The organism is Usitatibacter palustris, assembly GCF_013003985.1.
Taxonomy (GTDB): Bacteria; Pseudomonadota; Gammaproteobacteria; order Burkholderiales; family Usitatibacteraceae; genus Usitatibacter; species Usitatibacter palustris.
Map to the genome: position 1 here is coordinate 1 of NZ_CP053073.1, position 25,346 is coordinate 25,346.

The 25,346-nt window shown below is 64.6% G+C and carries 21 protein-coding genes; 9 read left to right on the forward strand and 12 right to left on the reverse strand.

All coding sequences use genetic code 11. From position 1 onward, the window contains the following. The 3 genes from dnaA (at position 1) to gyrB (ending at position 5,088) form a co-directional block, all read left to right on the forward strand. Positions 1-1,332 (forward strand): chromosomal replication initiator protein DnaA, encoded by a 1,332-nt coding sequence (gene dnaA, locus DSM104440_RS00005; protein WP_171159571.1) that lies wholly within the window; start codon positions 1-3, stop codon positions 1,330-1,332. Positions 1,333-1,535: 203 nt separating this feature from the next. Then, a complete protein-coding gene (gene dnaN / locus DSM104440_RS00010) occupies positions 1,536-2,639 on the forward strand; it encodes a DNA polymerase III subunit beta (RefSeq protein ID WP_171159574.1) in 1,104 nt (367 codons plus the stop codon). 22 nt (positions 2,640-2,661) lie between these two features. Beyond that, a complete protein-coding gene (gyrB, locus tag DSM104440_RS00015) occupies positions 2,662-5,088 on the forward strand; it encodes a DNA topoisomerase (ATP-hydrolyzing) subunit B (RefSeq protein WP_171159575.1) in 2,427 nt (808 codons plus the stop codon). A 27-nt stretch (positions 5,089-5,115) separates the two neighbouring features. Here the strand turns inward: gyrB and topA are convergent, their stop codons facing one another. The 3 genes from topA to DSM104440_RS00030 form a co-directional block, all read right to left on the reverse strand. Beyond that, a complete protein-coding gene (gene topA / locus DSM104440_RS00020; protein WP_171159577.1) occupies positions 5,116-7,689 on the reverse strand; it encodes a type I DNA topoisomerase in 2,574 nt (857 codons plus the stop codon). A 24-nt stretch (positions 7,690-7,713) separates the two neighbouring features. Then, a complete protein-coding gene (gene dprA / locus DSM104440_RS00025) occupies positions 7,714-8,841 on the reverse strand; it encodes a DNA-processing protein DprA (RefSeq protein ID WP_246212066.1) in 1,128 nt (375 codons plus the stop codon). Between the two features lie 111 nt (positions 8,842-8,952). Next, positions 8,953-10,059 (reverse strand): LysM peptidoglycan-binding domain-containing protein, encoded by a 1,107-nt coding sequence (locus DSM104440_RS00030; protein ID WP_171159579.1) that lies wholly within the window; start codon positions 10,057-10,059, stop codon positions 8,953-8,955. 250 nt (positions 10,060-10,309) lie between these two features. Between DSM104440_RS00030 and def the strand changes: the two genes are divergently transcribed. The 5 genes from def (at position 10,310) to DSM104440_RS00055 (ending at position 15,920) form a co-directional block, all read left to right on the forward strand. Further along, positions 10,310-10,813, forward strand: a complete 504-nt coding sequence (gene def, locus DSM104440_RS00035) for a peptide deformylase (protein WP_171159581.1) — start codon at positions 10,310-10,312, stop codon at positions 10,811-10,813. A 17-nt stretch (positions 10,814-10,830) separates the two neighbouring features. Continuing rightward, positions 10,831-11,763: a methionyl-tRNA formyltransferase gene (gene fmt, locus DSM104440_RS00040; protein WP_171159583.1), complete on the forward strand. Its 933-nt coding sequence runs from the start codon at positions 10,831-10,833 to the stop codon at positions 11,761-11,763. 89 nt (positions 11,764-11,852) lie between these two features. After that, on the forward strand, positions 11,853-12,461 hold the full coding sequence (locus DSM104440_RS00045) for a DUF4390 domain-containing protein (RefSeq protein ID WP_246212067.1): 609 nt from the start codon (positions 11,853-11,855) through the stop codon (positions 12,459-12,461). Positions 12,462-12,471: 10 nt separating this feature from the next. Further along, complete coding sequence (locus tag DSM104440_RS00050) at positions 12,472-14,595, forward strand: sensor histidine kinase (RefSeq protein ID WP_171159585.1); 2,124 nt, start codon at positions 12,472-12,474, stop codon at positions 14,593-14,595. Positions 14,596-14,633: 38 nt separating this feature from the next. Further along, the gene (locus tag DSM104440_RS00055; RefSeq protein ID WP_171159587.1) at positions 14,634-15,920 is read left to right on the forward strand and encodes a sigma-54-dependent transcriptional regulator; all 1,287 of its coding nucleotides are present in this window, start codon (positions 14,634-14,636) and stop codon (positions 15,918-15,920) included. A 9-nt stretch (positions 15,921-15,929) separates the two neighbouring features. On the opposite strand, the gene DSM104440_RS00060 is transcribed toward DSM104440_RS00055, so the two are convergent. From DSM104440_RS00060 to DSM104440_RS00090, 7 genes are read right to left on the reverse strand one after another with little or no spacing between them, the layout of a single operon-like run. After that, positions 15,930-16,883, reverse strand: coding sequence for a M14 family metallopeptidase (locus DSM104440_RS00060; protein WP_171159589.1), 954 nt, complete (start codon positions 16,881-16,883; stop codon positions 15,930-15,932). A gap of 7 nt (positions 16,884-16,890) precedes the next feature. Next, positions 16,891-17,808 carry an N-formylglutamate amidohydrolase gene (locus DSM104440_RS00065; protein ID WP_212758144.1) on the reverse strand — a complete coding sequence of 306 codons (918 nt, stop codon included), beginning with the start codon at positions 17,806-17,808 and terminating at the stop codon, positions 16,891-16,893. A 44-nt stretch (positions 17,809-17,852) separates the two neighbouring features. Beyond that, complete coding sequence (locus tag DSM104440_RS00070) at positions 17,853-18,863, reverse strand: ABC transporter ATP-binding protein (protein ID WP_171159593.1); 1,011 nt, start codon at positions 18,861-18,863, stop codon at positions 17,853-17,855. After that, entirely contained in the window at positions 18,860-19,825 is a 966-nt protein-coding gene (locus DSM104440_RS00075; protein ID WP_171159595.1) for an ABC transporter ATP-binding protein, read from the reverse strand. The genes DSM104440_RS00070 and DSM104440_RS00075 overlap by 4 nt, the downstream gene beginning before the upstream one ends. Continuing rightward, positions 19,822-20,754 carry an ABC transporter permease gene (locus DSM104440_RS00080; protein WP_212758145.1) on the reverse strand — a complete coding sequence of 311 codons (933 nt, stop codon included), beginning with the start codon at positions 20,752-20,754 and terminating at the stop codon, positions 19,822-19,824. Before DSM104440_RS00080 ends, DSM104440_RS00075 begins: the two co-directional genes overlap by 4 nt. A gap of 8 nt (positions 20,755-20,762) precedes the next feature. Continuing rightward, a complete protein-coding gene (locus DSM104440_RS00085) occupies positions 20,763-21,746 on the reverse strand; it encodes an ABC transporter permease (protein ID WP_171159597.1) in 984 nt (327 codons plus the stop codon). A 54-nt stretch (positions 21,747-21,800) separates the two neighbouring features. After that, the gene (locus tag DSM104440_RS00090; RefSeq protein ID WP_171159599.1) at positions 21,801-23,381 is read right to left on the reverse strand and encodes an ABC transporter substrate-binding protein; all 1,581 of its coding nucleotides are present in this window, start codon (positions 23,379-23,381) and stop codon (positions 21,801-21,803) included. A gap of 41 nt (positions 23,382-23,422) precedes the next feature. Here DSM104440_RS00090 and DSM104440_RS00095 point away from each other — a divergent pair, with 41 nt between their 5' ends. Then, positions 23,423-23,737, forward strand: a complete 315-nt coding sequence (locus DSM104440_RS00095; RefSeq protein WP_171159601.1) for a tetratricopeptide repeat protein — start codon at positions 23,423-23,425, stop codon at positions 23,735-23,737. On the opposite strand, the gene aroB is transcribed toward DSM104440_RS00095, so the two are convergent. Together aroB and DSM104440_RS19195 are read right to left on the reverse strand one after the other, a co-directional pair. Then, positions 23,734-24,813 (reverse strand): 3-dehydroquinate synthase, encoded by a 1,080-nt coding sequence (gene aroB, locus DSM104440_RS00100; protein WP_212758146.1) that lies wholly within the window; start codon positions 24,811-24,813, stop codon positions 23,734-23,736. The genes DSM104440_RS00095 and aroB overlap by 4 nt on opposite strands. Next, positions 24,810-25,340 carry a shikimate kinase gene (locus DSM104440_RS19195; protein WP_212758147.1) on the reverse strand — a complete coding sequence of 177 codons (531 nt, stop codon included), beginning with the start codon at positions 25,338-25,340 and terminating at the stop codon, positions 24,810-24,812. Before DSM104440_RS19195 ends, aroB begins: the two co-directional genes overlap by 4 nt. Positions 25,341-25,346: the final 6 nt, after the last annotated feature.

Here is a 25,346-nt window from a genome sequence, read left to right on the forward strand (position 1 = left end):
ATGGATTCGCTTTGGCCGTCGCTCGCCGCGGAACTCAAAAGAGACCTCTCGGCCCAGCAGTACGACACCTGGATCAAGCCGCTGCGCGCTGAGCGCCATGGCGACCAGTTGTTGCTGCTTGCCCCCAATCACCACGTGCTGCGGTGGGTTCGCTCGAACCTCCTGGCGCGCATCGAATCGGGTGCGGAGCGCGTGGCCGGCATGGGCCTCAGCGTCAATCTCCAACTCGACGAGAAGGCGCCCGAGGGCGAGATCGTGATGCCCGAGCCGCCCGTGACGGTCATCTCCTCGTCAGAGCGCGCGCCCCGCGAAGAGCATCGCCTCAACCCTTCCTTTACGTTCACCAATTTCGTGAACGGCAAGGCGAACCAGATCGCGCGAGCCGCGGCGATCCAGGTCGCCGAGAACCCCGGTACGGCCTACAACCCGCTCTTCATTTATGGCGGGACTGGCCTGGGCAAGACCCATCTGCTCCAGGCGATCGGCATCGAAGTGCTCAAGCGCAACCCTAAAGCGAAGGTGCGCTACAGCCACGCCGAGCAGTTCGTCGCGGACGTTGTGCGCGCCTACCAGCACAAGAGCTTCGATTCCCTGAAGCGCTACTACCGCTCGCTCGATCTCTTCCTGATCGACGACGTGCAGTTCTTCGTGGGCAAGACGCGCTCGCAGGAAGAATTCTTCTATACCTTCAACGCGCTCTTCGAGGCCCACAAGCAGGTGGTGATCTCGAGCGATTCGTTCCCGAAGGAAATGACCGGCATCGAGGAGCGCCTGATCTCGCGCTTCGGCTGGGGCCTCACGGTCGCCGTCGAGCCGCCAGAACTCGAGATGCGCGTAGCGATTCTCCTCAAGAAGGCGGAGAACGACGGCGTACGCGTCGATGAAGAAATCGCATTCTTCATCGCCAAGCACATCCGTTCGAACGTGCGCGAGCTCGAGGGCGCCATGAAGCGCGTGCTCGCTTTCGCCCGCTTCAACAACCAGGCGGTCACGGTCGCGACCGCGCGCGAAGCATTGAAGGATCTGCTTGCCGTGATCAGCCGGCAGGTTTCGATCGAGAACATCCAGAAAACGGTCGCGGACTACTACAAGATCAAGGTGTCCGAGATGTATTCGAAGAAGCGGTACCGCTCGATCGCGCGGCCCCGCCAGGTTGCCATGGCGCTCTCCAAGGAACTCACGCAGCAGAGCCTTCCGGAAATCGGCGAAGCTTTCGGCGGCCGCGACCATACGACCGTCCTGCATGCCTGCCGCAAGATCGTGGAGTTGCGCGAGGGCGACCAGGACTTCGCGCGCGACTATTCGCAGCTCCAGCAGATCCTGTTGGGATGAACCGTTGAAAACCTCCAACAACCTGTGGGTGAATTCGACTGGACTCGGGAAGGGTCAAACGATCCACAGCTTGTCCTTCGATGTCAGCAAATCCGTCCCCACCCAGAACCAGTGTCAACTCGTTGAACGATTGGACCATTTCGGATTTGTCCCGCTCCGGGCGTCCTCCTATCAGCTATTAACGATTTGAATTTATTAAAATCATGTTGAAGATAAAAGCCACCAACTCAAAGCTCCTTGAGCCGCTCCAGCAGGTCACGGGGATCGTCGAACGGCGGCATACGCTGCCGATCCTGTCGAACGTGTTGATCACGGCCGGCGGTGGTCACGTCGACTTCCTGGCCACCGATCTCGAAGTCCAGATCACCGCGCGCGCGGACCTGGATGGCAACGCCGAGGGATCAATCACCGTGGGGGCCCGCAAGCTCTTCGACATCCTCCGGGCGTTGCCCGAGGACGTGGAAGTTGCGCTCGAGGCCAAGGAAAGCCGCATGGTCGTGCGGGCCGGCAAGAGCCGCTTCAACCTGCAGACGCTGGCGGCGGCGGATTTCCCCAAGATGGTCGAAGCCAAGGATGCTTCGCGTTCCCTCGCCCTGCCGCAGAAGGCGCTGAAGGAAGCGCTACGCCTGGTGCAGTTCGCGATGGCCGTCCAGGACATCCGCTATTACCTCAACGGCGTGCTTTTTTCTGTCGACAAGAACGTCCTGCGCGTCGTCGCAACCGACGGTCATCGCCTGTCGTTCGCGAGCCAGGCGCTCGAAGGCGACCATGGCAGCGTGGAAGCGATCCTGCCGCGCAAGACCGTCATCGAGCTGATCAAGCTCCTGGGCGACACCGACGAACTCGTCGCGATCGCGATGGGCGCGAACCAGGTCCGGTTCGCCTTCAGCGGAATCGAGATCGTCTCGAAGATCGTCGAGGGCAAGTTCCCGGATTACCAGAAGGTCATTCCGACGACCCACAAGAATCGCGTGAGCCTCGAGCGCACGGCGCTGGCCCAGTCGCTCAACCGGGCGGCGATCCTCTCGAACGAAAAGATCCGCGGCGTACGCCTGGTGTTCACCAAGGGCGCGCTGTCGATCATCTGCACGAACAATGAGCAGGAGGAAGCCGAGGAAGGCCTCGCCATCGACTATGACGGCGATCCACTCGACATCGGCTTCAATATTTCCTATCTGCTTGACGTCCTCAATCACATCGACGCGGCTCAGGTGAGCGTCACGATGGGCGACTCGAACTCGAGCGCGCTCATCGAGATGCCGGGCCGGGAGGACTTCAAGTACGTCGTGATGCCCATGCGCATCTAGCCCTTAACGCACCAGGAAGACTATGGCAGCAGCTCCTCAAGATCCACGCAGCAACGGCAAGCCCGACGACTACGATTCGTCCAGCATCAAGATCCTGAAGGGCCTCGAAGCAGTCCGGAAGCGCCCCGGGATGTACATCGGGGATACGTCCGATGGCACGGGCCTTCACCACATGGTGTTCGAGGTCGTGGATAACGCGATCGACGAAGCGCTCGCGGGTCACTGCGATGACATCAAGGTCGTGATCCATACGGACAACTCGATCTCCGTCGTCGACAACGGCCGCGGCATTCCCATCGACATCAAGGAAGACGACGAGCTCAAGCGCTCGGCGGCCGAGATCGTGATGACGGAGCTTCATGCCGGGGGAAAATTCGACCAGAACTCGTACAAGGTTTCGGGCGGCCTGCACGGCGTGGGTGTGTCCGTCGTCAACGCGCTCTCCGAGTGGCTCAAGCTGCGCGTGTGGCGCAACGGCCAGACGCACTTCATGGAATTCCGCGATGGCGTCGCAGTCGCGCCGCTCAAGGTTGTCGGCGAGACCGACCGCCGCGGCACCGAGGTCCACTTCTTCGCATCGAAGGAGACCTTCCAGAACATCGAGTTCCACTACGAGATCCTCGCCAAGCGCCTGCGTGAACTTTCGTTCCTGAACAACGGAACGAAGATCGAGCTCATCGACCAGCGCAACGGCAAGAGCGAGAACTTCGCGCACTCGGGCGGCATCAAGGGCTTCGTCGAGTACATGAACCGCTCGAAGACAGTCCTGCACAACACGATCTTCTTCGCGACCGGCGAGAAAGACGGCATCACTGTCGAGGTCGCGATGCAGTGGAACGACTCCTACGGCGAGTCGGTCCAGGTGTTCACCAACAACATCCCGCAGCGCGACGGCGGCACGCACCTCACGGGCCTGCGCACGGCGATGACGCGCACCATCAACACTTACATCGAGAAGGAAGAAGTCGCGAAGAAGGCGAAGGTCGAGACGACCGGCGACGACATGCGCGAAGGCCTCACCTGTGTGCTCTCGGTGAAAGTTCCGGAGCCCAAGTTCTCCTCGCAGACGAAGGACAAGCTGGTGTCTTCCGAAGTGGGTCCGGTCGTGCAGGAGATCGTCGGCCAGAAGCTCGGCGACTTCCTGATGGAAAAACCCACTGATGCAAAGATCATCTGCCTCAAGATCGTCGAGGCCGCGCGTGCGCGCGAAGCCGCGCGCAAGGCACGCGAGCTCACGCGGCGCAAAGGCGTGCTCGACGGCATCGGGCTGCCGGGCAAGCTCGCCGACTGCCAGGAGCGCGACCCCGCCCTGTGCGAGCTCTACCTGGTGGAGGGCGACTCCGCCGGCGGCTCTGCGAAGCAGGGCCGTGACCGCAGGAACCAGGCGATCCTGCCGCTCAAGGGCAAGATCCTCAACGTCGAGCGCGCCCGCATCGACAAGATCATCTCGTCGAACGAAGTTGCCACGCTGATCACGGCGCTCGGAGCAGGCATCGCCGACGAATTCAACATCGACAAGCTGCGCTACCACCGCGTGATCATCATGACGGACGCGGACGTCGACGGCGCGCACATCCGCACGCTGCTGCTCACGTTCTTCTACCGCCAACTGCCGATGTTGCTGGAGCGGGGTCACATCTACGTCGCCCAGCCGCCGCTGTACAAGGCGAAGCATGGCAAGGAAGAGCGCTACCTGAAGGACGAGCACGAGCTCAAGCAATACCAGCTCAAGAAGGCGCTCAACGGCGCTTCGCTCCTGACGGGCACGCGACCGACGCCGCTCGCCGGCGAAGCGCTCGAGAAGATCGCCTCGGAATACCTGACGACGGAAGCGGTGATCGAGCGCCTCTCGGCGGCGATGGACGCGGGCGTGCTGCGCGCGCTGCTCGATGTCGAGCGCATGTCCCTCGACACGAAGGAAGGCGCGAGCCTGGCCTCCAAGGCGATCTACAGCGTTCTGGCGCCGCGCGCGCCCAAGGCGCATATCGAGCGCGATCCGACTTCCGACGGCTGGCGCCTGCGCCTCGAGAAGATCGTCCACGGCAACAAGGTCGAGACCGTGATCGACCACGCTTTCATCGAGAGTGGCGACTACAAGCAGATCGTGAAGATGTCCGAGGTCCTCAAGGGACTGATCGGCGAAGGCGCGCAGGTGAAGCGCGGCGAAACAGCGCGGGCCATCAAGTCGTTCAAGGAAGGCCTGGACTGGCTGCTGGCCGAGGCGCGCGGTGGCCTTTCCATCCAGCGCTACAAGGGCTTGGGCGAGATGAATCCCCAGCAGCTGTGGGAAACCACGATGGATCCCACCAAGCGGATCCTGCTGAAGGTCCAGATCGAGGATGCGATCAGCGCCGGCGAGATCTTCTCGACGCTGATGGGCGACGAAGTCGAGCCGCGCCGCGCGTTCATCGAAGCCAACGCGTTGGGGGTTTCGAACCTCGACGTGTAATAGGAAGCAGGCGTAAAAAAAGGCCGCTTACGCGGCCTTTTTTGCCTTGGAGGCTTTCGCCTTCGCTTTTGGCTTCGCCTTTGCCGCCGCCTTCAGCTTCGGAGGCGCCGCGGCCTTCGGCGCGGCCTTGGTCTTGGCGGGCTTCTTCTTGCCCTTGCCCGCCTTGGCCGCAAGAAGCTCGATCGCTTCCTCGAGCGTGACGGTCGTGATCATCTTCTCGTCAGGGAGCGTGGCGTTCACCTTGCCGTGCTTCACGTACGGGCCGTACTTGCCCGCGTAAAGCGATACGGCCTGGCCGTCCTCGGGATGCTTGCCGAGAACCTTCAGCGCGCCGCGTCCGCCAGCGGCCTTCGGTTCCTTCAACAACGCGACAGCGCGCTCGAGCGTGATGTCGAAGACGCTTTCGGCCTTCGGGATCGACTTGAACTGGCCATCGTGGCTGACATACGGGCCAAATCGACCGATGTTGGCGATGACCTTCTTCTTGTCCTCCGGGTGAGCGCCAAGGTCGCGCGGCAATGCGAGGAGCATCTCCGCGATCTCGAAGTTCACCTGGTCGGGCAGGATGTTCTTGGGCACCGAGACGCGTTTGGGCTTCTTGTCGCCCTCCATCTCGCCCAGCTGCAGGTAAGGGCCGAAAGGCCCAAAGAGGAGCTGGATCAGCTTGCCGGTGACCGGATCGACGCCGATCTCGCGCTTCTCGTTCGCCGGGCCGCCGTCGGAGCCATCGACGTTGCGCGTGTAATCGCACTCGGGATAGCCGGGGCAACCGATGAAGCGGCCGCGGCGCCCGAGTCGGATGGTGAGCTTGTGCTTGCCACACTTGGGGCAGACCTCGTCCAACTGCTCCTGGGTCACGTCCTTGCGCGAAACGGATTCCTTCTCGCCGATCTGCGCAGAGAAATCCTTCCAGAACTTCTCGAGGACCGGAATCCACTCTTCCTTGCCGTTCGAGATGTCGTCGAGCTCGTCTTCCATCTTCGCCGTGAACTCGTAGTCGACCCAGTGCGCGAAATGCTCCGACAGGAACTTGTTCACGACACGGCCCACGTCGGTGGGCGTGAAGCGCTTCTTGTCAAGGATCACGTACTCGCGCTTCTGCAGCGTCGAGATAATCGACGCGTAGGTCGAGGGCCGGCCAATGCCGTACTGCTCGAGCGCTTTCACCAGGCTCGCTTCCGAAAAGCGCGGCGGGGGTTGCGTGAAATGCTGTTCGCCGTAGAGCTTGGTGATGTCCACGACGTCGCCCTGCTTGAACGCGGGCAGGCGCTTTTCCTCGTCGTCCGAGGGCGAATCATCCTGGTCTTCGTGATACACCGCGTAGAAGCCCGGGAAGATCATCGTCTGGCCGGTCGCGCGGAATACGTTCCCGTCGCCGCCGACGTTGAAATCGACCGCGACGGTATCGAACTGTGCGGGCATCATCTGCGACGACACGGTGCGCTTCCAGATCATTTCATAGAGCTTGCGCTGCTCGTCGTTGAGGTACTGCGAGACGGAGTCAGGCGTGCGGGTTACCGACGTCGGGCGGATGGCTTCGTGCGCTTCCTGTGCATTCTTCGTCTTGTTCGCGTAGAACACCGGCGCCTTCGGAAGGTGATCCGCGCCGTAGTTCTTGGTGATGAATCCACGGATTTCCGTCATCGCTTCCTTGGAGAGCGTGACCGAGTCCGTACGCATGTAGGTAATGAGGCCCGTGACCGTGCGCCCGATATTGACGCCCTCGTAGAGGCTCTGCGCGACCTTCATCGCGCGATCGGTCGAGAAGCCCAGCTTGCGCACGGCTTCCTGCTGCAACGTGGAGGTCGTGAAAGGCGCGGCGGGCGACTTGAGCCGGCGCTTCTTCTCGATCTCGCGGACCTTCGCGACACCCTTTGCGTGAGACTGCAGGAAGGCGATGATCTCGCCGTTGCGCTCGGCGCTCGGAACGGCGAACTGGTCGAGCTTCTCGCCCTCGAAGTGCGTGAGCCGGGCGGTGAAAGTGACCTTGTCCTTGTCCCCATCGAAGTGCAGCGTCCAGTATTCCTGGCTCTTGAACGCCTCGATCTCGTTCTCGCGCTCGCAGATCAGGCGCAAGGCCGGGCTTTGCACGCGGCCGGCGGACAGGCCGCGCCGGATCTTTTTCCAGAGCAGCGGAGACAGGTTGAAGCCGACCAGGTAGTCGAGCGCGCGGCGCGCCTGCTGGGCGTTCACCAGGTCCATCGATATCGCGCGCGGGTTCTTCACCGCATCGGTGACGGCGCCCTCGGTGATCTCGTAGAACACGACGCGCTTGATCTTCTTGTCCTTCAGCGCCTTTCGCGATTTGAGGATCTCCGACAAATGCCATGCGATCGCCTCGCCTTCGCGATCCGGGTCGGTTGCGAGCAGGATGACATCGGCATCCTTCACGGCCCTCGTGATGTTGTCGACGTGCTTCGTGTTTCGGTCGATCAACTCGTACTGCATGCGGAAGTTGTCGTCGGGATCGACAGCGCCGGTCTTGGGCACGAGATCACGGACGTGACCGTACGAGGCGAGGACTTCGTAGTCCTTGCCGAGGTATTTCTTGAGCGTCTTCGCCTTCGACGGCGATTCGACGATGAGTAGATGCGTGGTCATGGATGGATGATTCCCTGATTCATTCTATAACGCGTCCGCGTCCGGACCGTGAAGGCGCTGCACGCGACCGCCGGCGACCAGTGCGACTCGCCCCTCGATCTCGAGTTCCGCGATGCGTGCTGCGACATGCGATGCCGCGGCCAGCGTTCGTTGCGAAAGCTCGTCGATCGACGCGGGCGCGTCGCCAAGGGCATCGAGAAGTGGATCGCTCCGCAGCTGCGGCGTCGCCAACCCGCGCGGCGAAAGTCCCGCGGGCTCCATGCGCAGTTCGAGCAGGATGTCGTCGGCACATTCAACGAGCTTCGCGCCGTCCTTGATCAGTGCGTGGCCGCCTTTCGCGAGGGGCGAATGGATCGACCCAGGCACCGCGAAGACTTCACGGTTCTGATCCAGCGCACAGCGCGCAGTGATGAGCGAGCCGCTCGCAAGCGCCGCTTCCACGACGAGCGTGCCGCGCGACATCCCGCTGATGATGCGATTGCGGCGCGGAAAGTTCTCGGCCGCGGGCGCCGTGCCCAGGGGAAACTCGGACACGATGACGCCGTCCACGGCCAGGGAACGAGCCAGCGCGGCATTGCGGGCCGGATAGATCCGGTCCGCTCCGGTGCCGATGACCGCGATGCTCGAGCTTCGGCCCGCAAGACCGCCGCGATGCGCCGCCGCGTCGATCCCCAGCGCGAGGCCGCTGACGATTGCGAGACCCGCGTTCGACAAGGAGGTCGCGAACGCCTCCGCATCCCGCATTCCCTGGGGGGTGGCGTTGCGGCTGCCGACGATGGCGAGGGCTGGCGCGTTCAACAGCTCCAGGCGACCTTGCGCGTACAGCACGACGGGCGGGTCATGGATATCGAGGAGCGCCTGCGGGTAGCGTGGATCGCGTATTGAAAGGAGATGGTGCCCCGGCTCATCAAGCCATTGCATTGCGCGCTCAACCCAGGCTTCGGGGGCGCCTTTGGCAAGGGCGGCCGCGATGGCAGGCCCGGCAACGCCAGAGACCGACGCGGGCGATGCCTCGAGGGCGCCCTCGGGGGTCCCGAACGCGTCAACCAATGTGCGGCAGGACGCGTCGGAAACGCCCGGTACCAGGGCCAGCCGGAGCCAGTTCAGCGCGTCGTCGCGGGTTGGGGTGTGAAGCATCGGGGTCGGGTCCATCGGGGAACGGAGGATGCCCGATAAACGGCGGCGGGTCACGCCGCGCTGACGGGTCCTGAAAAACAACATGGGGGCCGAAGCCCCCACGTCACCAATCAAACAGCGATTGCGTTACGGCGTCTGTACCACGTCGCCAACGTAGATCGGCTTGGTGGACCGCATCACCATCGCGTACGACATCTTTTCGAATACACGGAAGACGAACACGAGGCCGTTGCGCTCGTCGGGAATCTTCAGGACCGTGCCCTCGAGCACTGCGCCGCCCTTCTTGGATTCACCGGACGCTTCCTTCGCATCGGCCTTTTCTTCGGCCTTCGTTTCCATGTTCTCGTACCACCAGCTGCGCAAGCCGCCCAGCAGATCGGTCTGCCAGGTATCGATTACCTGGCCGCTGCCGGTGATCACGTCGCCGCGGCGGAAGCTCGCGAGCACATGGCCCACTTCGATGCCGTCGCGCGAGCCACGATTGAGCGTCACGATCTGGTATTGACCGAGCTCCGACACGCCGCCATCGACCGACATGATCGAGCCCTTGATGGGCTTGTCCGGGGCGCGGGGGATGTAGCTCGGGAAGCTCGTCTCGCGCGCCGGCAGCAGGCGGTCGCCGCGATTGATTTCTTCGCGAGCCTTCGTGATTTCGAGCGTCGTGGGGTCGCCGTAGCGGCGCACGCGGGCATCGCCCACATAGCGTGCTTCGTAGCCGAGCAGCTCGCCGGTATCCGGATCCGTCAGTTCCCGCCCACGGCGGAAAACCTGCCAGTTGACGCCGTCGGTCGAGGCAATGCGGTCGGCGTAGGCGATGCTGCCGGCCCCGACGAGGATGCGGCTCTCTTCGGTGGCGACGATCGCGGGCGCGGTGTCCAGGCCATTGGCTTCGACCACCATCGGCTGTGTGAGGAAGGGGCCGATCGCGGCGCCCGGGATGCTGGGCACGGCGACGCCGAGCGCGGCGATGCGGGTGCGGGGTTCGAGGCGGACGACGTTACCGGCGGCCTGCTCGGCAGTCCCGCCCGACGCGCCACCTTCGCCACCGCTGCCGCCGGAAACGATCGAAAGCTCCGGATAGGCTCCGGAACGGTCCAGCTTGATGATGTCGCCCGGGTAGATGAGGTGCGGGTTCTTGATCTGCTCCCGGTTCATCTGCCAAAGCAGGGGCCACTTGAACGGTTCCTTCAGGAACCGGCCCGAAATGTGCCAAAGCGTGTCGCCCTTGACCACGGTGTACTGGGTCGGAGCGTCGGTTTGGAGGTCTGCGTTCGTCGCTTTGGTTGCGGGAACGGGGCCATTGGCCAGGAGTCCCGTCGGAACCAAACTGATGCCTGCGACGACTAAAGCTATAATTCTCTTGCGCATGGCGGCTCTCACTTGTGGATATGGAGCACGGGACCCATATTCGAAAAGGGTTACGCCCCCCTTTTCATGTAGTGCGGTAGATTCTGCACATAATCCATTCAATTAGCAAGCTTTTATGGCCATTCTCGAGATCCTCCAGTACCCGGACCCACGGCTGCATGCAGCCGCCCAGCGCGTCGACAAGATCGATGCGCAGACGCGCCAGCTCATCGACGACATGGCGGAGACGATGTATGCCGCGCCGGGGATCGGGCTCGCTGCCACGCAAGTGGACGTTCACAAACAGATCATCGTGATCGACGTGAGCGAGGACAAAAGCGACCTGCGCGTCTTCATCAACCCGGAGATCCAGCGCCGTGAAGGCGTTTCGACGGGACAGGAAGGCTGCTTGTCGGTCCCCGGCATTTATGACAACGTCGAACGGGCCGACAGCGTCACGGTCACGGCGCTCGACCGCAGCGGCGCCCGATTCACCCTCAATGCTTCCGGGTTGCTCGCCGCATGCATCCAGCATGAGATGGACCACCTGCACGGGCGCGTCTTCGTCGAATACCTCTCGGAACTGAAGCAGAACCGCATTCGCGCGAAGCTGAAGAAACGCCAGCGCAAGGCCGCCTAGAAAGGCGCGCCGCTTTCTTGCGCGTCGTCTTCGCCGGCACCCCCGCATTCGCCGCGCGGGCCCTGGAGGCCCTCCTCGCCGCCGGGCATGAAATCCCGCTCGTCCTGACCCAGCCGGATCGACCGGCAGGGCGAGGCCTGCGGCTTGCCGCCAGCCCCGTGTCCGACTGGGCTTCCCAACGCGGGATCGCCCTGCACAAGCCAGTGAACCTTCGAACGGAAGAGGCCCGCGAGCCAATTCGCAAGGCGAAGCCCGATGTCGTTGTGGTCGCGGCCTATGGGCTGATCCTCCCCCAGGCAGTGCTCGATATCCCGTCGGGCGGGTGCCTCAACATTCATGCCTCCCTGCTTCCCCGATGGCGGGGCGCCGCACCGATCCAGCGGGCCCTCCTCGCCGGCGACACGCGCACGGGCGTCGGCATCATGAGGATGGAGGCCGGCCTCGATACGGGCCCGGTGCTCCTCGAAAAGGTCATCGACATCGAGCCACGCGAAACCAGTGGATCGTTGACTGAGCGCCTTGCCGAACTAGGTGCCAATGCCATTGTGCAAGCGCTCGCTAACCTCAGTCGGCTGGCGCCGCGAACTCAAGACGAGGCCACAGCCACCTATGCCTCGAAGATCACGAAGGGCGAAGCGAGGATCAACTGGAGCCAGTCGGCCGAGATAATCGACCGGCAGATTCGGGCGTACAACCCGTTTCCTGGCGCGGAGACCGTTCAAGGGGGGCTGCCCCTCAAGATATGGACGGCCAGCCCCGTGGAGGGCATGGGAAGCCCGGGAACGGTGCTGGCGGCCTCACCGGTCGAACTCAGGGTGGCCTGCGGGTCGGGAGCGCTCGCGATCGAGCAGGTACAGCGCGCCGGGTCGCGCCGGATGGCCGTTTCCGAGTACCTTCGAGGCACGCCGTTGGAGCCCGGATCCCGCTTGGGGGATGTGGAGAAACCCTAGAGCGCGTCGGGGAATTACGACAAAAAGTGTGGCAAAATCTCTACTTTAGTGGTAATTTAACAACACTCTCACTTGCGTTTGCCTAATTCATGCGCAACGCGACGGCTTTGACCATACATTCCCGGCTCGCGGCCGGGACCCTGCAGGCTGCGCGCCTGTGGATGGCGCTCGCCGCGCTGATGGTCGCCCTGTGCCTGCCGATGGGAGTCCACGCTGAAGGAATCTCCATCACCAAGGCTACGGTCGAGCCTGGCGTGGACGGTTGGCAACTCGATGCCGAATTCGACATGCAGTTCAGTCCGCGACTCGAGGAAGCGGTGACGCGCGGCGTGCCTCTCTACTTTGTCGTCGAGTTCGAGCTCTCCCGGCCACGCTGGTATTGGTTCGACGAGAAGCCGGTGCGCCTGTCGCAGACCTACAAGATCAGCTACACGCCGCTCCTGCGGCAGTACAGGCTGTCGGTCGGCACCCTGTACCAGAACTTCACGCGCTTCGACGAAGTGAAGCGCGTGCTCGCACGCACCCGCGCCTGGCATGTGGCCGACAAAGGTGCGCTCGCGAAGGATGTTGCTTACCAGGCGAATCTGCGCATGCGCCTGGATACCGCCCAGCTGCCCAAACCGTTTCAGCTGAACGCCCTCGCCTCAAGCGACTGGACGCTCGCGTCGGAATGGCACCGCTGGACGGTCACTCCGTAGCGGGAGTCTCGTGAAGGCCCTGATCTTCCTCTGCGTCGTCACCGGCGCAGCGCTTGTCTACCTCCTCTCCGAAGCCTCTTCGAACACCGCGCTCTTCGCGCAGAACTACCCGGTTCTCCTTGGGCTGGGCGGCGGCTTGTCGCTGGGGCTCATGGGCCTCATCGGCTACCAGCTCTACGTCCTGCGCAAGAAGCTCAAGGAACGCGTCTTCGGTTCCAAGCTCACGCTGCGCCTGATGGTCGTGTTCGCGCTGATGGCGCTGATTCCTGGCGGCCTGGTGTACGCGATCTCCTTCCAGTTCCTGCAGCGCTCGATCGAATCGTGGTTCGACGTACGCGTCGACGAGTCGCTCGCGGGTGGCCTGAACCTCGCACGCAGCGCACTCGAGAACTCCCTCAAGGAGCTCGCGCAGAAGGCCGACGCCATGTCGCTGGCGCTCGCCAGCGCGCAGGCCGTCGAGGCCGCGACGCTCAATCGGCTTCGCGAGCAGCACTCCATCGAAGAGGCCACGCTGCTGACGCCACGCGGCCGAGTCATCGCCCAATCGGGCTCGGAGCCGGTAGCGCTGCTCCCGGACCTGCCCGGCGCGAATCTCCTGCGCCAGGTCCGTGCCCAGCAGCCAGTGCGCTCCATCGAATCGATTCCCGAGCGGGGACTCTACTTGCGCGTGATCGTGCCGGTGAACGTGCTCACGATCGCCGACGACATGCGCATCCTGCAGGTCCTGCAGCGCGTTCCCACCGCGATCGCGCGCGATGCCAAGGTGGTCGAGAAAGGCTACAGCGATTACCAGGAGCTGCTGCTCGCCCGCAAGGGACTCAAGCAGATCTTCGGCCTCACCCTCACGCTCGCGATGCTGCTCACGCTGTTCTCCGCGCTCGCGCTCGCGTTCCTGCTTTCCGAGCGGCTCTCCGCGCCGCTGTCCGCGCTCGCCGAGGCCACGCGTGCGATCGCGAAGGGCGACTACTCGAAACTCAATCCGGTAAAGAGCCGGGACGAGTTCGGCGTGCTTACCCAGTCGTTCAACACGATGACGCGCCAGATCGCCGATGCCACCGAGGCGATGGAGCGCAACCAGCAGCAGCTCGAGAACGCGAAGACCTACCTCGAGAGCATCCTGTCGAACCTCACGTCGGGTGTGCTCACGCTCGACGAGCGCCAGTACGTGAAGACGGTCAACGCGGCAGCCAACGACATCCTCGCAATCACTCCTGGCGCGTTTCACGGGCTTCGACTGCCCGAGTGGGCGCGCCATGTGCCTACCGTCGCTCCTTTTGCCGAGGTGGTCCTTCGCCACTTCGCATCGTCTGCGCCGGGGCAGTGGGAGGAGCAGATGGAGTTTCGCCGCGCCGATGGACAGCGGACGCTGCTGCTGCGGGGAACGCGCCTCGGGATGAGTGGCGGGGGCGACAACGGTTACGTGGTCGTGTTCGACGACATCACCCACCTCATCCAGGCGCAGCGCGACGCGGCGTGGGGTGAAGTGGCGCGGCGCCTCGCGCACGAGATCAAGAACCCGCTCACGCCGATCCAGCTCGCAGCCGAGCGCATGCAGCAGAAGCTCGTGGCGAAACTTCCCGAGCAGGAAGCCGACATGCTGCGACGCTCGACGAGCACGATCGTGAGCCACGTCGCCGCGCTCAAGGGCATGGTCGACGACTTCACGCAGTACGCGCACGCCTCGCGCATGAACGCCCGCGCGGTCGTGCTGAACGATCTCGTGCGCGAAGTGCTCTTCCTCTACGAGTCGATGGGCGTGTCGATCGAGGCCCGCCTCGGCGACAACCTGCCCGCGGTGTTCGCCGATCCCGCGATGCTGCGCCAGGTCCTGCACAACCTCTTCCAGAACGCGCTCGATGCGCTGACCGGCATGGACCAGCCGCGCATTCTCGTTTCGACGAGCCTGGGTACGGGCGGCGTCCTTCTCACGGTGCGCGACAACGGCACCGGAATCGCCGACACGGTGATGGGACGCATCTTCGAACCCTATGTGACCACCAAGCCCAAGGGCACGGGGTTGGGCCTCGCGATCGTGAAGAAGATCGTCGATGAGCACCACGGCCGCATCCTGGTCGAGAACGTCAAGCCCCATGGGGCGAACGTCAGCATCGTGCTCCCGCCGAAAGCCGCGTAACCTTGGGATCTACCGTCCGAATCGATCCCCTGTAGCTCATGTCCGCAAACCAGATCCTCGTCGTCGACGACGAAGTCGGCATCCGAGAACTTCTTTTCGAGATCCTCCGGGATGAAGGCTATGGCGTACGCCTGGCCGAGAACGCCCAGACCGCGCGCACCGCCCGTAAGGAGATGCGGCCGGACCTCGTCCTGCTCGATATCTGGATGCCCGATACCGACGGGATCACGCTCCTGAAGGAGTGGGCCGGATCGGGATTGCTCACCATGCCGGTCGTGATGATGTCCGGCCACGGCACGATCGACTCGGCGGTCGAGGCTACGCGCATCGGTGCGTTCGACTTCCTCGAGAAGCCCATCAGCCTTCCCAAGCTGCTCGCGACGGTGGGCAAGGCGCTTGCCGGCGGCCGTGTGCTACCGAAGTCGGGCCTCACGATCGTCAACATGGGCCGCGCCCGCGCAGTCCAGGAGCTGCGCCAGCGCCTCGAGCAGGTGAGCCGCCTGCGTACGCCCGTCCTCTTCGTGGGCGAGCCCGGATGCGGCTTCGAAATCTGCGCGCGCCATCTTCATCTCGCCAACGCTCCGTGGGTAGCGCCCGAGAACACCGATTGGCTCGCAGCCAATCCGTTCGAGCCGCTCAATGACGCGCGCGACGGCACGCTGTTCCTCCCCGAGATCGGCATGCTCAGCAAGGCGGAGCAGAAGGGTCTCGTGCAGCTGCTGGGCAAGTTGGAGAAGTTCAACGTGCGGCTGGTGTGCGCCTCCACCGCGCCGCTACCCGAGATGTCCGAGGACGGGCGTTTCGATGCGAACCTCTATAACCAGCTTTCGGGACTCACGATCCGCGTGCCGTCGCTGAGCGATCACGCCGAAGACATTCCCGAGATCGCGATGACGTTGCTCACGCAACTGGTGGACGCCAACGAGGTCCCGCTGCGCACGCTCACGGTCGGCGCGCTCAATGTGATGCGCAACCTCGACTGGCCCGGAAACATTCCCGTGCTGCAGAACGTCGTGAAGACGCTCTCGCTCACCGCCCTGGCCAACGACATCACGGGCGACGACGTGAATCGTGTCGCGCGCGAATTCAGCCTCGCGCCGCGGGAGCAAGCCACGACCGAAGTGGGCGTCTCACTCGACATGCCGCTGCGCGATGCGCGCGAACAGTTCGAGAAGCAGTACTTCCTGCACCACATCCGCCGCGAAGACGGCAACATGTCGCGCGTGGCCGATCGCGTGGGGCTCGAGCGCACGCACCTTTACCGCAAGCTCAAGCAGCTCGGAATCCGGCCCTCCGGCAAGGGCGAGGACTCCACCGGGGACTGACGCGTCACGCTAGTGCGCGTCGATCTGCCCCAGGCGCACGGCCGTGAGGCCCGTCTTGATGTTGTGCGGCACCGGCATCACCAGCACACAGTTGTCGTAGGGAGCGCGCACCGGCGCATCCCCATCCCACGCGATGAGATCTCCCTGTCGCGGAATGATCTCCAGCCCCGAGAAATCCTTGGCGAACCGAAACGCCGGAGACGTCGCGACCACGGCTTGCGTGACGCGGATGACCTTCTGCGGCGCGGCCGCGGCCTTGTCGATCTCGCGATCGACGAGCTCCCTGTCCATCACGTCGAGTGCGCGCAGGAACCGCCACGTGACCTGCCAGGCCACATGTTCGGCGGCGCGCTCCCAGTGCTGGCCGCACTCGATGAGCAGCGCATTCTTGGGGCTGGCCGGATCGCCGAACCCGCCGTAGTCGCGCATGCGGGTGCCGTTGGCGTGCCCCTTGTCGCAGACGATGTGCTCGGGTGAGCCGAGATCGCGTGCAAACCGGATTCCCTTGTCGAGCGGGCCGCAAATCATCACGGCGGGACTCGGCTCGAGCATCGAATGGATGTCGAGCAAATAGTCGGCCGCATCCACGTGCGGGCGAAGCTGGCGGGCGCGGCCGAGCTCGACGCTCATGCGCGAGCCCGACAGGGTTTCGGGCGTCCACACGCGATTGAAGTCTTCATCGATGAAGCGCGTGGCGTACGGCCGTTCGGGATCGAAGCGAAAGAAGGCTTCCACGTTCGCGAAGGCGAGCGTGAGCGTCCCTCTCGCGGGACGCACGCCCATGCGCAGCAGCCGGTCGACGGCGATCGCGCCGCAGATCTCGTTGCCGTGCGTGAGCGCGTTGACCATCACGTGCGGGCCCGGCTTGCCGCTTTCGAACGTGTGGACGAACTCGGTTCCGGTCGGCGAACGCCGGTGGATCTCGATGTCGGGAGCTTTCAGTTCGACTTGGATGTCGCGCATGCGGGCCTCAGTGCTTGTGGTGGCCGTGCGAATGGCCGGAGTGGTCGTGATCGTGATGATGGTCATGGCCGCAGTCGGGGCCATGCTCGTGATGATGGTCGTGACCCGGGGCACAGACATGCGAACCGTGCTCGCGCGCGTAGTCAGCGACGGCTTTCACCATCCGGTCGAGGTTCGCGCGGAGCGTTTCGAATCCCGAGGAACGCGTGCGCGTGCGCTCATCCATGTAGAGGCGGCGATTGACCTCGATCTGCAGGCTGTGCCGGCCCGCTGCGGGATCAGAGAATGCGCGAACCAGCTCCACGCCCTTGTAGGGATCGTTGACCTTCACGTCATAGCCCAGGCCACGCAGCGTCGTGGCCACGAGCGCGGTGAACTCCGGTGAACACGTCGTTCCGTCGCGATCGCCGAGCACGAAGTCCGAGCGGGACTTGCCCGGCCCTTCCTCGGAGATGTTGCTGCTCACCGCCGGCATGGAATGGCAGTTGATGTGCCAGACCGCGCCGAAGTGGGCGTGGGCGGCGTCGAGCGCGTCCTTAACGGCCTTTTGGTAAGGCTGGTGGAACTGCGTGATGCGCCGCTTCACTTCGGCGACGGTGAGCTTGCGCGTGTAGATCGGCTCGCCCGTGTCGAGGATGCGCCAGATGAGGCCGATGCCGAGCTCCGTCTTCCGGCTCGCCTGTGCGGGCCCGGGCCACGGCGCGTCGATGAGCGCCGTGTCGATATCGAGCACGGAGCGGTTCGGGTCGATGTACGAGCGCGGGAAGAGAGCCGAGATGAGCGTGGCGCCGTGTCCGGGCGCCGACGCGTAGAGCTCGTCGACATAACTGTCCTCGGCCTGCCGCAGCTTCTCGAGCGACAACGCCGGTGAAAAATCCGCCGGGTAGCGGGTGCCGCTGTGCGGCGAATCGAGGACGAGGGGCACGGGGTGCCCGGAGGGGTCTTGCCGGGTGAAAGCGGTTTCTGGATTCATGATGGCGTGTCGTTGAGGTGGCAGGCCGAGACGTGGCCGGGAGCGATCTCGCGCAGGCGCGGCGCTTCGCGCCGGCAACGCTCGAACGCCTTCGGGCAGCGGGGATGGAAATGGCAGCCCGACGGCGGATCGAGGGGCGAGGCAATCTCACCCTTGATCGGAACATAACTGCGATGGCGCGCATCCACGCGCGGGACTTCGGCGATCAACGCCTCGGTGTACGGATGATTGGGCCGCTCGTAGATCTCCGCGCACGGCGCGGCCTCGACGATCCGGCCCAGGTACATCACCACCACGCGATCGGACACGTGGCGCACGACACCCAGGTCATGGCTGATGAACAGGTACGTCAGCGCGAACTCTTCGCGCAGGCGGATGAAGAGGTTGAGCACCTGCGCCTGGATGGAGACATCGAGCGCGGCCACGGCTTCGTCGCACACGAGGAAGCGCGGCTTCACCGCGAGTGCGCGCGCGATCCCGATGCGCGCGCGCTGGCCGCCCGAGAACTGATGCGGGAAACGCCGCATGAGGCCCGCATCCAGCCCGACGCGCCCGAGGATGTCGGCGACGTATTCGTCGCGCGCCTTGGCCGCGACGAGCCCGTGCACCACGGGCGCTTCGCCCACGACATCGACGATCCGAAGCCGCGGATTGAGCGAGGCGTAGGGGTCCTGGAAAATCATCTGCACCGCGAGCCGGTCGGCGCGCGCGGCGGCATTGTCGAACCTGGCGTAGGGCTGACCCTTCCAGAAGCGCTCGCCCGCGCTGGGCTCGAGGATCCTCGACACGAGGCGTCCCAGCGTCGACTTGCCGCAACCTGATTCACCGACAAGGCCGACGACTTCGCCTTCGGCCACCGAGAGGTCCACGCCATCCACGGCATGGACCGTCTCCTCCCGCACCTTGGCGCCGAGCTTGCGCGCGATTTTCGCGGCGAAATCGAGGCGCTTCTCGAAGCGCTTCGAAATGCCTCGCAACTCGAGGAGCGGAGCGGCGGCAGCGTTCATGAGACCGGATGCAGGCAGCGGACGGTTCGACCGGGCGCGGGAATCGTCGCGGCGGGGGCGAGACGGCAATCGTCCTGCGCGCGAATGCAGCGCTCGCGGAATGCGCAGCCGTCGCCGAGCGCCATCAGCGAAGGCGTCATCCCCGGGATCTGCGCGAGCGGCCGGCCGCGCACGTTGCGGCTCGGGATGGATTCGAGCAGGCCGCGCGTGTAGGGATGCATCGGACGATCGAGGATGCCGTCGACCGCTCCGGATTCCACGATGCGGCCGGCGTACATCACGCAGACGTCGTCGGCGAGCCCCGCGATCACCGACAGGTCGTGCGTGATCCAGATGAGCCCCGTCCCGCTTTCGCGGCAAAGGCGCTGCATCTCGTGGAGGATCTGCCCCTGGATCGTCACGTCGAGCGCCGTCGTGGGCTCGTCGGCGATGATGAGGTCGGGCTTGTTGAGCAAGGCGATCGCGATGGCCACGCGCTGGCGCATGCCGCCGGAGAACTGGTGCGGGTACGCGCGCAGGCGTTCGTCGGGCGCGGCGATGCCAACGCGCGACAGCGCTTCGCGGCAACGCGCAAGCGCGCTCTCACGCGAAATCGAGTGGTGCGCGAGGACGGCTTCCACCATCTGCGTGTCGATTCGCAGCACCGGATTGAGCGTCATCATCGGGTCCTGGAAGATCATCGCGATGCGGTTGCCGCGCAACTTGCGCCACTGCGCCTCTTCCAGGTTGGTGAGGTCCGTGCCATTGAGCGCGATCCGCCCGGCGACGATCCGCCCCGGCGCATCCACGAGCCCCAGGATCGAATAGCCGGTCATCGACTTGCCTGAACCCGATTCGCCGACAAGGCCGAGGATCTTCCCGCGCTCGAGACGGAAGCTCACGTCGTCCACCGCCTTCACGACGCCGGCGCGCGTGAAGAAATGCATCCGCAGGCCTTCCACCTCGAGAAGCGACGCGCTCATCGCTTGAGCCTCGGGTTGAGGATGTCGCGCAACTGGTCGGCGACGAGGTTGATCGCCATGATCGTCACGAGGAGTGCCAGGCCCGGATAGAAGCTGATCCAGTACTTGCCCGACAACAGGTACTGGAAGCCGTTGGAGATCAGCAACCCGAGCGAGGGTTCGGTGACCGGCAGGCCGAGGCCCAGGAACGAGAGCGTGGCCTCGAGCGAAATCGCATGCGCCACTTGCACCGTCGCCACGACGATCAGCGGGGGCAGGCAGTTGGGCAGGAGGTGGCGAAACACGATGCGCGGCTGCGAGAGCGCGAGGACCTTCGCGGCCTCGACGTATTCCTTCTGCCGCTCGACGAGCGCCGAAGAGCGCACGGTGCGCGCGTAGTAGGCCCACTGCACGGTGACGAGCGCGAAGATGATCTTGCTGACACCCTGCCCCAGCACGGCGAGCAGGATCAGCGCGATCAGGATCGCGGGAAACGACAACTGGATGTCGGCGATCCGCATGATCACCGTATCCACCCATCCTCCGAAGTAAGCGGCCGCGAGTCCCAGCACGAGGCCGATCGCCAGGGCGAGCACGGTGCTGGCGAGGCCCACGCCCAGCGAAATCCGCAGCCCGTAGAAGATCCCCGAGAGCATGTCGCGTCCCTGGTCGTCGGTGCCCAGCCAGTACGTTCCGCCGTTGGGAGCCGCGGCGCCCGGCGCGAGCTTCGAATCCATGATGTCGATCTGGCCGAGGTCGTACGGGTTCTGCGGCGAGATCAGCGGTGCGGCAATCGCCACGAGCGCGATCGTGATCAGCAGCGCGAGCCCGAAGAGGGCCAGGCGGCTCTCGGCGTACTCGGATGCGAGGCGGCGCCAGGGCGAGTCGACCTTGGGGGCCGCCACGGGCATTTCGGCAACGGGAATCGGCGTCTCCACGGCGTGTCGCACCGCGGGCCTCAGTGCGCGTTCGCCGACGAACCCAGGCGCACGCGCGGATCGAGCAGCGAATAGGCGACGTCGACCACGAAGTTGATCGCGATGAAGAGCGTGACGATCACCATGAGGTACGCGACGACGACGGGCCGGTCGAGCAGGTTGATCGAGTCGATGAGCAGCTTGCCGGTGCCCGGCCACGCGAAGATCGATTCGGTGACGATCGCGAACGCGATCACGGAACCGAGCTCGAGGCCGATCACGGTCACGATCGGGATCAGGATGTTCTTCAGTACGTGCACGCCGATCACGCGGCCCGGTCCGAGGCCCTTGGCGCGCGCGAACTTCACGTAGTCCTGCAGCACGGCTTCGCGCGTGCTCGCCCGCGTGAGGCGGATGAGCAGCGAAAGCTTGAAGAGCGCGAGATTGAGCGCGGGCATCGCAAGGTGAACCAGCCCGTCCCAGGTGAGGAAGCTCACCGGAATGCCGAACAGCAGCACCGTCTCGCCTCGGCCGTTCGAAGGCAGCCACCCCAGCTGCACCGAGAACAACATGATGAGCACGAGGCCCACCCAGAATGTCGGCAGGCTGAAACCCACGATGGATCCGGCCATGATCGCGCGCCCGACGAACGAGTGCGGCTTCAATCCTGCGATCAACCCCAGCGGAATACCGAGAGTGATGGCAATCACCATGGCTGCGAGCGCGAGTTCGATGGTAGCGGGCAGTTTGTCGAGGATGAGGTTGATCGCCGGTACGTTGAAGACGAATGACCGGCCCAGGTCGCCGGAGGCCGCGTTCGAGAGGAATGTTCCGTACTGCTGGAGGATCGGCTTGTCGAGACCGAGTGCCGCGGTGGCGCGAGCGCGCTCGACCGCGTCGGCCTCGGGATTGATCAGCAGCTCCACCGGGTCTCCGATCGCGAAGACGCCGAGGAAGACCAGGAACGACATCAGCACGAGGACCAGGAGGCTCTGGCCGAATCGGCGGATGGCGTAGGCAAGCATGGCAACGGGCCTCGGGCCCCGCGCGAAGCGCGCGCGGGGCGGGTTTGCACGAGGCTACTTGATGGGCTTGAGCTCGGAGGCGAGCGTGTACTGGTCGGTGCGCGGGATGTACCGGAAGCCCTTCGCGCTCGCCCAGGTGCTCACCTCGTAGTGGATCGGAATGAGGCCGGTGTCGTTCATGGCCACTTCCGCCGCGTGCTGGATGAGCCCCTCGCGCTTCTTGTCGTCCATCGTGACGAGCGCGTCGTTGAGCGCCTTGTCGAGCTCGGGGTTCGAATAGCGGCCGCGGTTGTTCATGCCCATGCCCTTGGCCGGATCGTGCGTGGCGAGCAGCGAGCGAAGTGCCGAACCCTGCTCACCCGATTCCGTTCCCCAGCCGAGCACCATGTAGCCGAACTCGAGCTTCGTCGCGCGCGGGAAATACGCGGTGGCGAGCATCGTCTCGACCTTGGTGTCGATCCCGATGCGCGTGTAGTACTGCGCGATCGCCTGGGCGATCTTGTCGTCGTTGATGTAGCGATTGTTGGGGCCGTGGATCGTGAGCGCGAACCCGTTCGGGTAGCCCGCTTCGGCGAGCAGCTTCTTCGCGCCTTCGGGATCGAACTTCGCGACCTTCAGCTTCCGGCTCGTGCCATAGAAGATGTCGGGCAGCAGCTGCGCGGCCGGAACGCCCTTCTTCTCCATGACGCGATCGGCGATCGCATCGCGATTGATCGCCATCGAGAGCGCCTTGCGGACGCGCGCATCGCGGAAGGGATTCTTCTCGAGGGGCTTGCCGTCCTTGGCGGTGACGAAGGGCGGCGCCTTCTCCGTGCTCTGGTTCAGGTGCACGTAGATCACGCGATTGGAGACCTTGTCGGTAAGCGAGAGCTTCGGGTCCTTGGAAAGCTTCGCGATGTCGGCCGTGGGCACGCTCTCGATCATCTGCACGTCACCCGACAGGAGAGCGGCGACGCGCGCGGCGGAGTTGCTGAGGACCTTGAAGGTCACCTTGTCCCACGGCTCCTCGCCGCCCCAGTAGCCGTAGTTCGCCTTGAGCACGATGCGCTGGTTGGGAATGTACTCGACGAGCTTGTACGGACCGGTCCCGATCGCCGCCTTGCCCGAGTTGTAGTCGGAGGTCTCGGCCTTCTCGCCGTTGAGCTTCGAGATGATGTACACCGAGGCGAGGTCGCTCGGGAGCAGGACGTGCGGCGTGGCCGTCTTGAAGATGAGCGTGTGCGGATCGACGACCTTCACGTCGACGATGGGCCGCGTGAAGGTGGCGAACGACGACGGGCTGTTGGGAACGTTGGGAACGCGCTTGAGCGTGAAGACGACATCGTCGGCGGTGAACGGCGATCCGTCGTGGAATTTCACGTTCTTGCGAAGCTTGATCTCCCAGGTGAGATCATCGATCGCCTTCCACGAAGTCGCGAGGCCGGGCACGACCTTCTGGTTCGCATCGCGCTTGGTGAGCCCCTCGTAGATGTGCAGGAGCATCGAGTTGTTCGGCGAAAGGTTGTGGTAGTGCGGATCGATCGAACTCACGGCGGCCTGAAGGCCGATGGAGACTTCGCGTTCCTTCGCCGCATGGGCGTGGGGCAGGAAAGCGAAAAAAAGCGCGGCGAGCGCGATCCGGGTGATCGGCAGCATGGGAGTTCCTCCTGGAAATACTAGCGGCGATAATAGCGTGAATGACCTTGATCCAGCGATTCGAAACCCTGCTTGCCGAAGGCAAGGACAACGCCTTGCTGCGCTTCGGTTTGGGCGGCGAATACCTGAAGGCCGGGGACGCGGCCAGGGCCGCCGAACACCTGCGCCAGGCTACGCGCCAGGACCCGGGCTATTCGGCCGCCTGGAAGCTGCTCGGCAAGGCGCTTGCGGAGCACGGGGATGTCGAAGCCGCGAAGGTCGCGTATCGCGACGGAATTGCCGCAGCTGAAACGAAGGGCGACAAGCAGGCGGTGAAGGAGATGACCGTCTTCCTTCGCCGCCTCGAGAAAGCCTAGGCCGCGGCGAGGACCTCGCGAAGCGCGCTATCCGGTGCGTCGCGCACCACGGACGCGCGGCCCAGTGCATCGAGGAGCACGAAGGTGATGCGACCGCCCTGGTTCTTCTTGTCGCGCCCCATGAATTCCATCCAGCGTTCCGGCGTGATCGCGGGCGCCTTGACCGGCAATCCCAGCGCGGCGAGCAGGTGTTCGAGCCGCTGCACGTCGGCTTCGGCGATGCGGCCGATCCGCGCCGAAAGGCGTGCGGCGAGCACCATGCCGGCCGCAACCGCCTCGCCATGGAGCCAGGTTCCGTGTCCGAGCGCTGACTCGATGGCGTGACCGAAGGTATGCCCGAAGTTGAGCAACGCGCGCACGCCGGTCTCGCGCTCGTCTTGCGCGACGATCGCCGCCTTGATTTCGCACGAACGACGGATCGCGTGTTCCAGGGCGACCGGATCGCGTGCGACGAGCGCGGCGACATTCGCTTCGATCCACGCCAGGAACTCGAGATCGCGAATGGCGCCGTGCTTCGCGACTTCCGCCAGCCCCGCGGCGAACTCGCGTGGCGGGAGTGTCGCGAGCGTGGCGGTATCGGCGATCACGACTCGCGGCTGGTGGAACGCGCCGATCATGTTCTTGCCCAGCGGATGGTTGATCGCCGTTTTGCCGCCGACGGAGGAATCGACCTGGGCGAGCAGTGTCGTGGGCACCTGAATACACGCGATGCCGCGCTGGTAGGTGGCGGCCGCAAATCCCGCGACATCGCCCACCACGCCGCCGCCGAGCGCGATGACAACGGTCTTGCGATCCGCGCTCTCGGCCAGCAATGCGGCATAGATGCGCTCGAGGCTGGACCAGTCCTTGCGCGCCTCGCCGTCGGGAAGGATCACGCGAATCGCATCGCTCCCGGCCGGACCGAGGCTCGCGAGCAGTCGATCGGCGTACAGCGGCGCGACGACATCGTTGGTCACCAGCGCAATGCGGCCGGTAAGGTGCGGCGCGTACAGCGCCGATTGCGTGAGCAGCCCCGCACCGATGTGGATCGGATAGCCGCGATCCCCAAGTTCGACCTGCAGCGTGGTGGGCTTCACGCCGACTTCCTTGTCGCTTCTTCATGGCGCTTGAGGGCCGTTGCGACGCGCCCCGCGAGCGTTGCCGCGCTCTGCGTGCCGGTATCGACGATGAGGTGGGCGCAGGCGAGGTACAGGGGCTCGCGGTGCTCCAGGATCTGGGCCAGGGTCGCGCGCGGATCCGCCGTGGCGAGCAGGGGCCGGTTCGTATCTCGCTTCGTCCGGTCCCAGAGGAATTCGAGCCGCGCCCGCAGGTAGACCACCGTTCCATGGGCGCGCATCACTTCGCGATTCTCCTCGGCGAGCACGGCACCGCCTCCCGTGGCCACCACGGCGTCCTCGCCCTGTGAAACCTCCGCGAGCATCGCCGATTCGCGCCTGCGGAAACCCCCCTCGCCCTCCAGGTCGAAGATGGTCGCGATCGGCGCGCCGGTGCGCTCGACGAGCGCGCGGTCCGTGTCGATGAAGGGGAGCCCGAGGCGCTTCGCGAGAGCGCGCCCGACGGTGGTCTTGCCGGCGCCCATCATGCCGATGAGGAAAATGTTCATGCCCGT

Coding starts and splice junctions, on each gene's coding strand:
- DSM104440_RS00090 (WP_171159599.1), bottom strand. CDS start 23,381: ATGCTGCCGATCACCCGGATCGCGCTCGCCGCGCTTTTTTTCGCTTTC.
- topA (WP_171159577.1), bottom strand. CDS start 7,689: ATGACCACGCATCTACTCATCGTCGAATCGCCGTCGAAGGCGAAGACG.
- DSM104440_RS00055 (WP_171159587.1), top strand. CDS start 14,634: ATGTCCGCAAACCAGATCCTCGTCGTCGACGACGAAGTCGGCATCCGA.
- DSM104440_RS00060 (WP_171159589.1), bottom strand. CDS start 16,883: ATGCGCGACATCCAAGTCGAACTGAAAGCTCCCGACATCGAGATCCAC.
- DSM104440_RS00085 (WP_171159597.1), bottom strand. CDS start 21,746: ATGCTTGCCTACGCCATCCGCCGATTCGGCCAGAGCCTCCTGGTCCTC.
- gyrB (WP_171159575.1), top strand. CDS start 2,662: ATGGCAGCAGCTCCTCAAGATCCACGCAGCAACGGCAAGCCCGACGAC.
- def (WP_171159581.1), top strand. CDS start 10,310: ATGGCCATTCTCGAGATCCTCCAGTACCCGGACCCACGGCTGCATGCA.
- DSM104440_RS00070 (WP_171159593.1), bottom strand. CDS start 18,863: ATGAACGCTGCCGCCGCTCCGCTCCTCGAGTTGCGAGGCATTTCGAAG.
- DSM104440_RS00095 (WP_171159601.1), top strand. CDS start 23,423: ATGACCTTGATCCAGCGATTCGAAACCCTGCTTGCCGAAGGCAAGGAC.
- DSM104440_RS19195 (WP_212758147.1), bottom strand. CDS start 25,340: ATGAACATTTTCCTCATCGGCATGATGGGCGCCGGCAAGACCACCGTC.
- DSM104440_RS00045 (WP_246212067.1), top strand. CDS start 11,853: ATGCGCAACGCGACGGCTTTGACCATACATTCCCGGCTCGCGGCCGGG.
- dnaN (WP_171159574.1), top strand. CDS start 1,536: ATGTTGAAGATAAAAGCCACCAACTCAAAGCTCCTTGAGCCGCTCCAG.
- dnaA (WP_171159571.1), top strand. CDS start 1: ATGGATTCGCTTTGGCCGTCGCTCGCCGCGGAACTCAAAAGAGACCTC.
- DSM104440_RS00075 (WP_171159595.1), bottom strand. CDS start 19,825: ATGAGCGCGTCGCTTCTCGAGGTGGAAGGCCTGCGGATGCATTTCTTC.
- dprA (WP_246212066.1), bottom strand. CDS start 8,841: ATGGACCCGACCCCGATGCTTCACACCCCAACCCGCGACGACGCGCTG.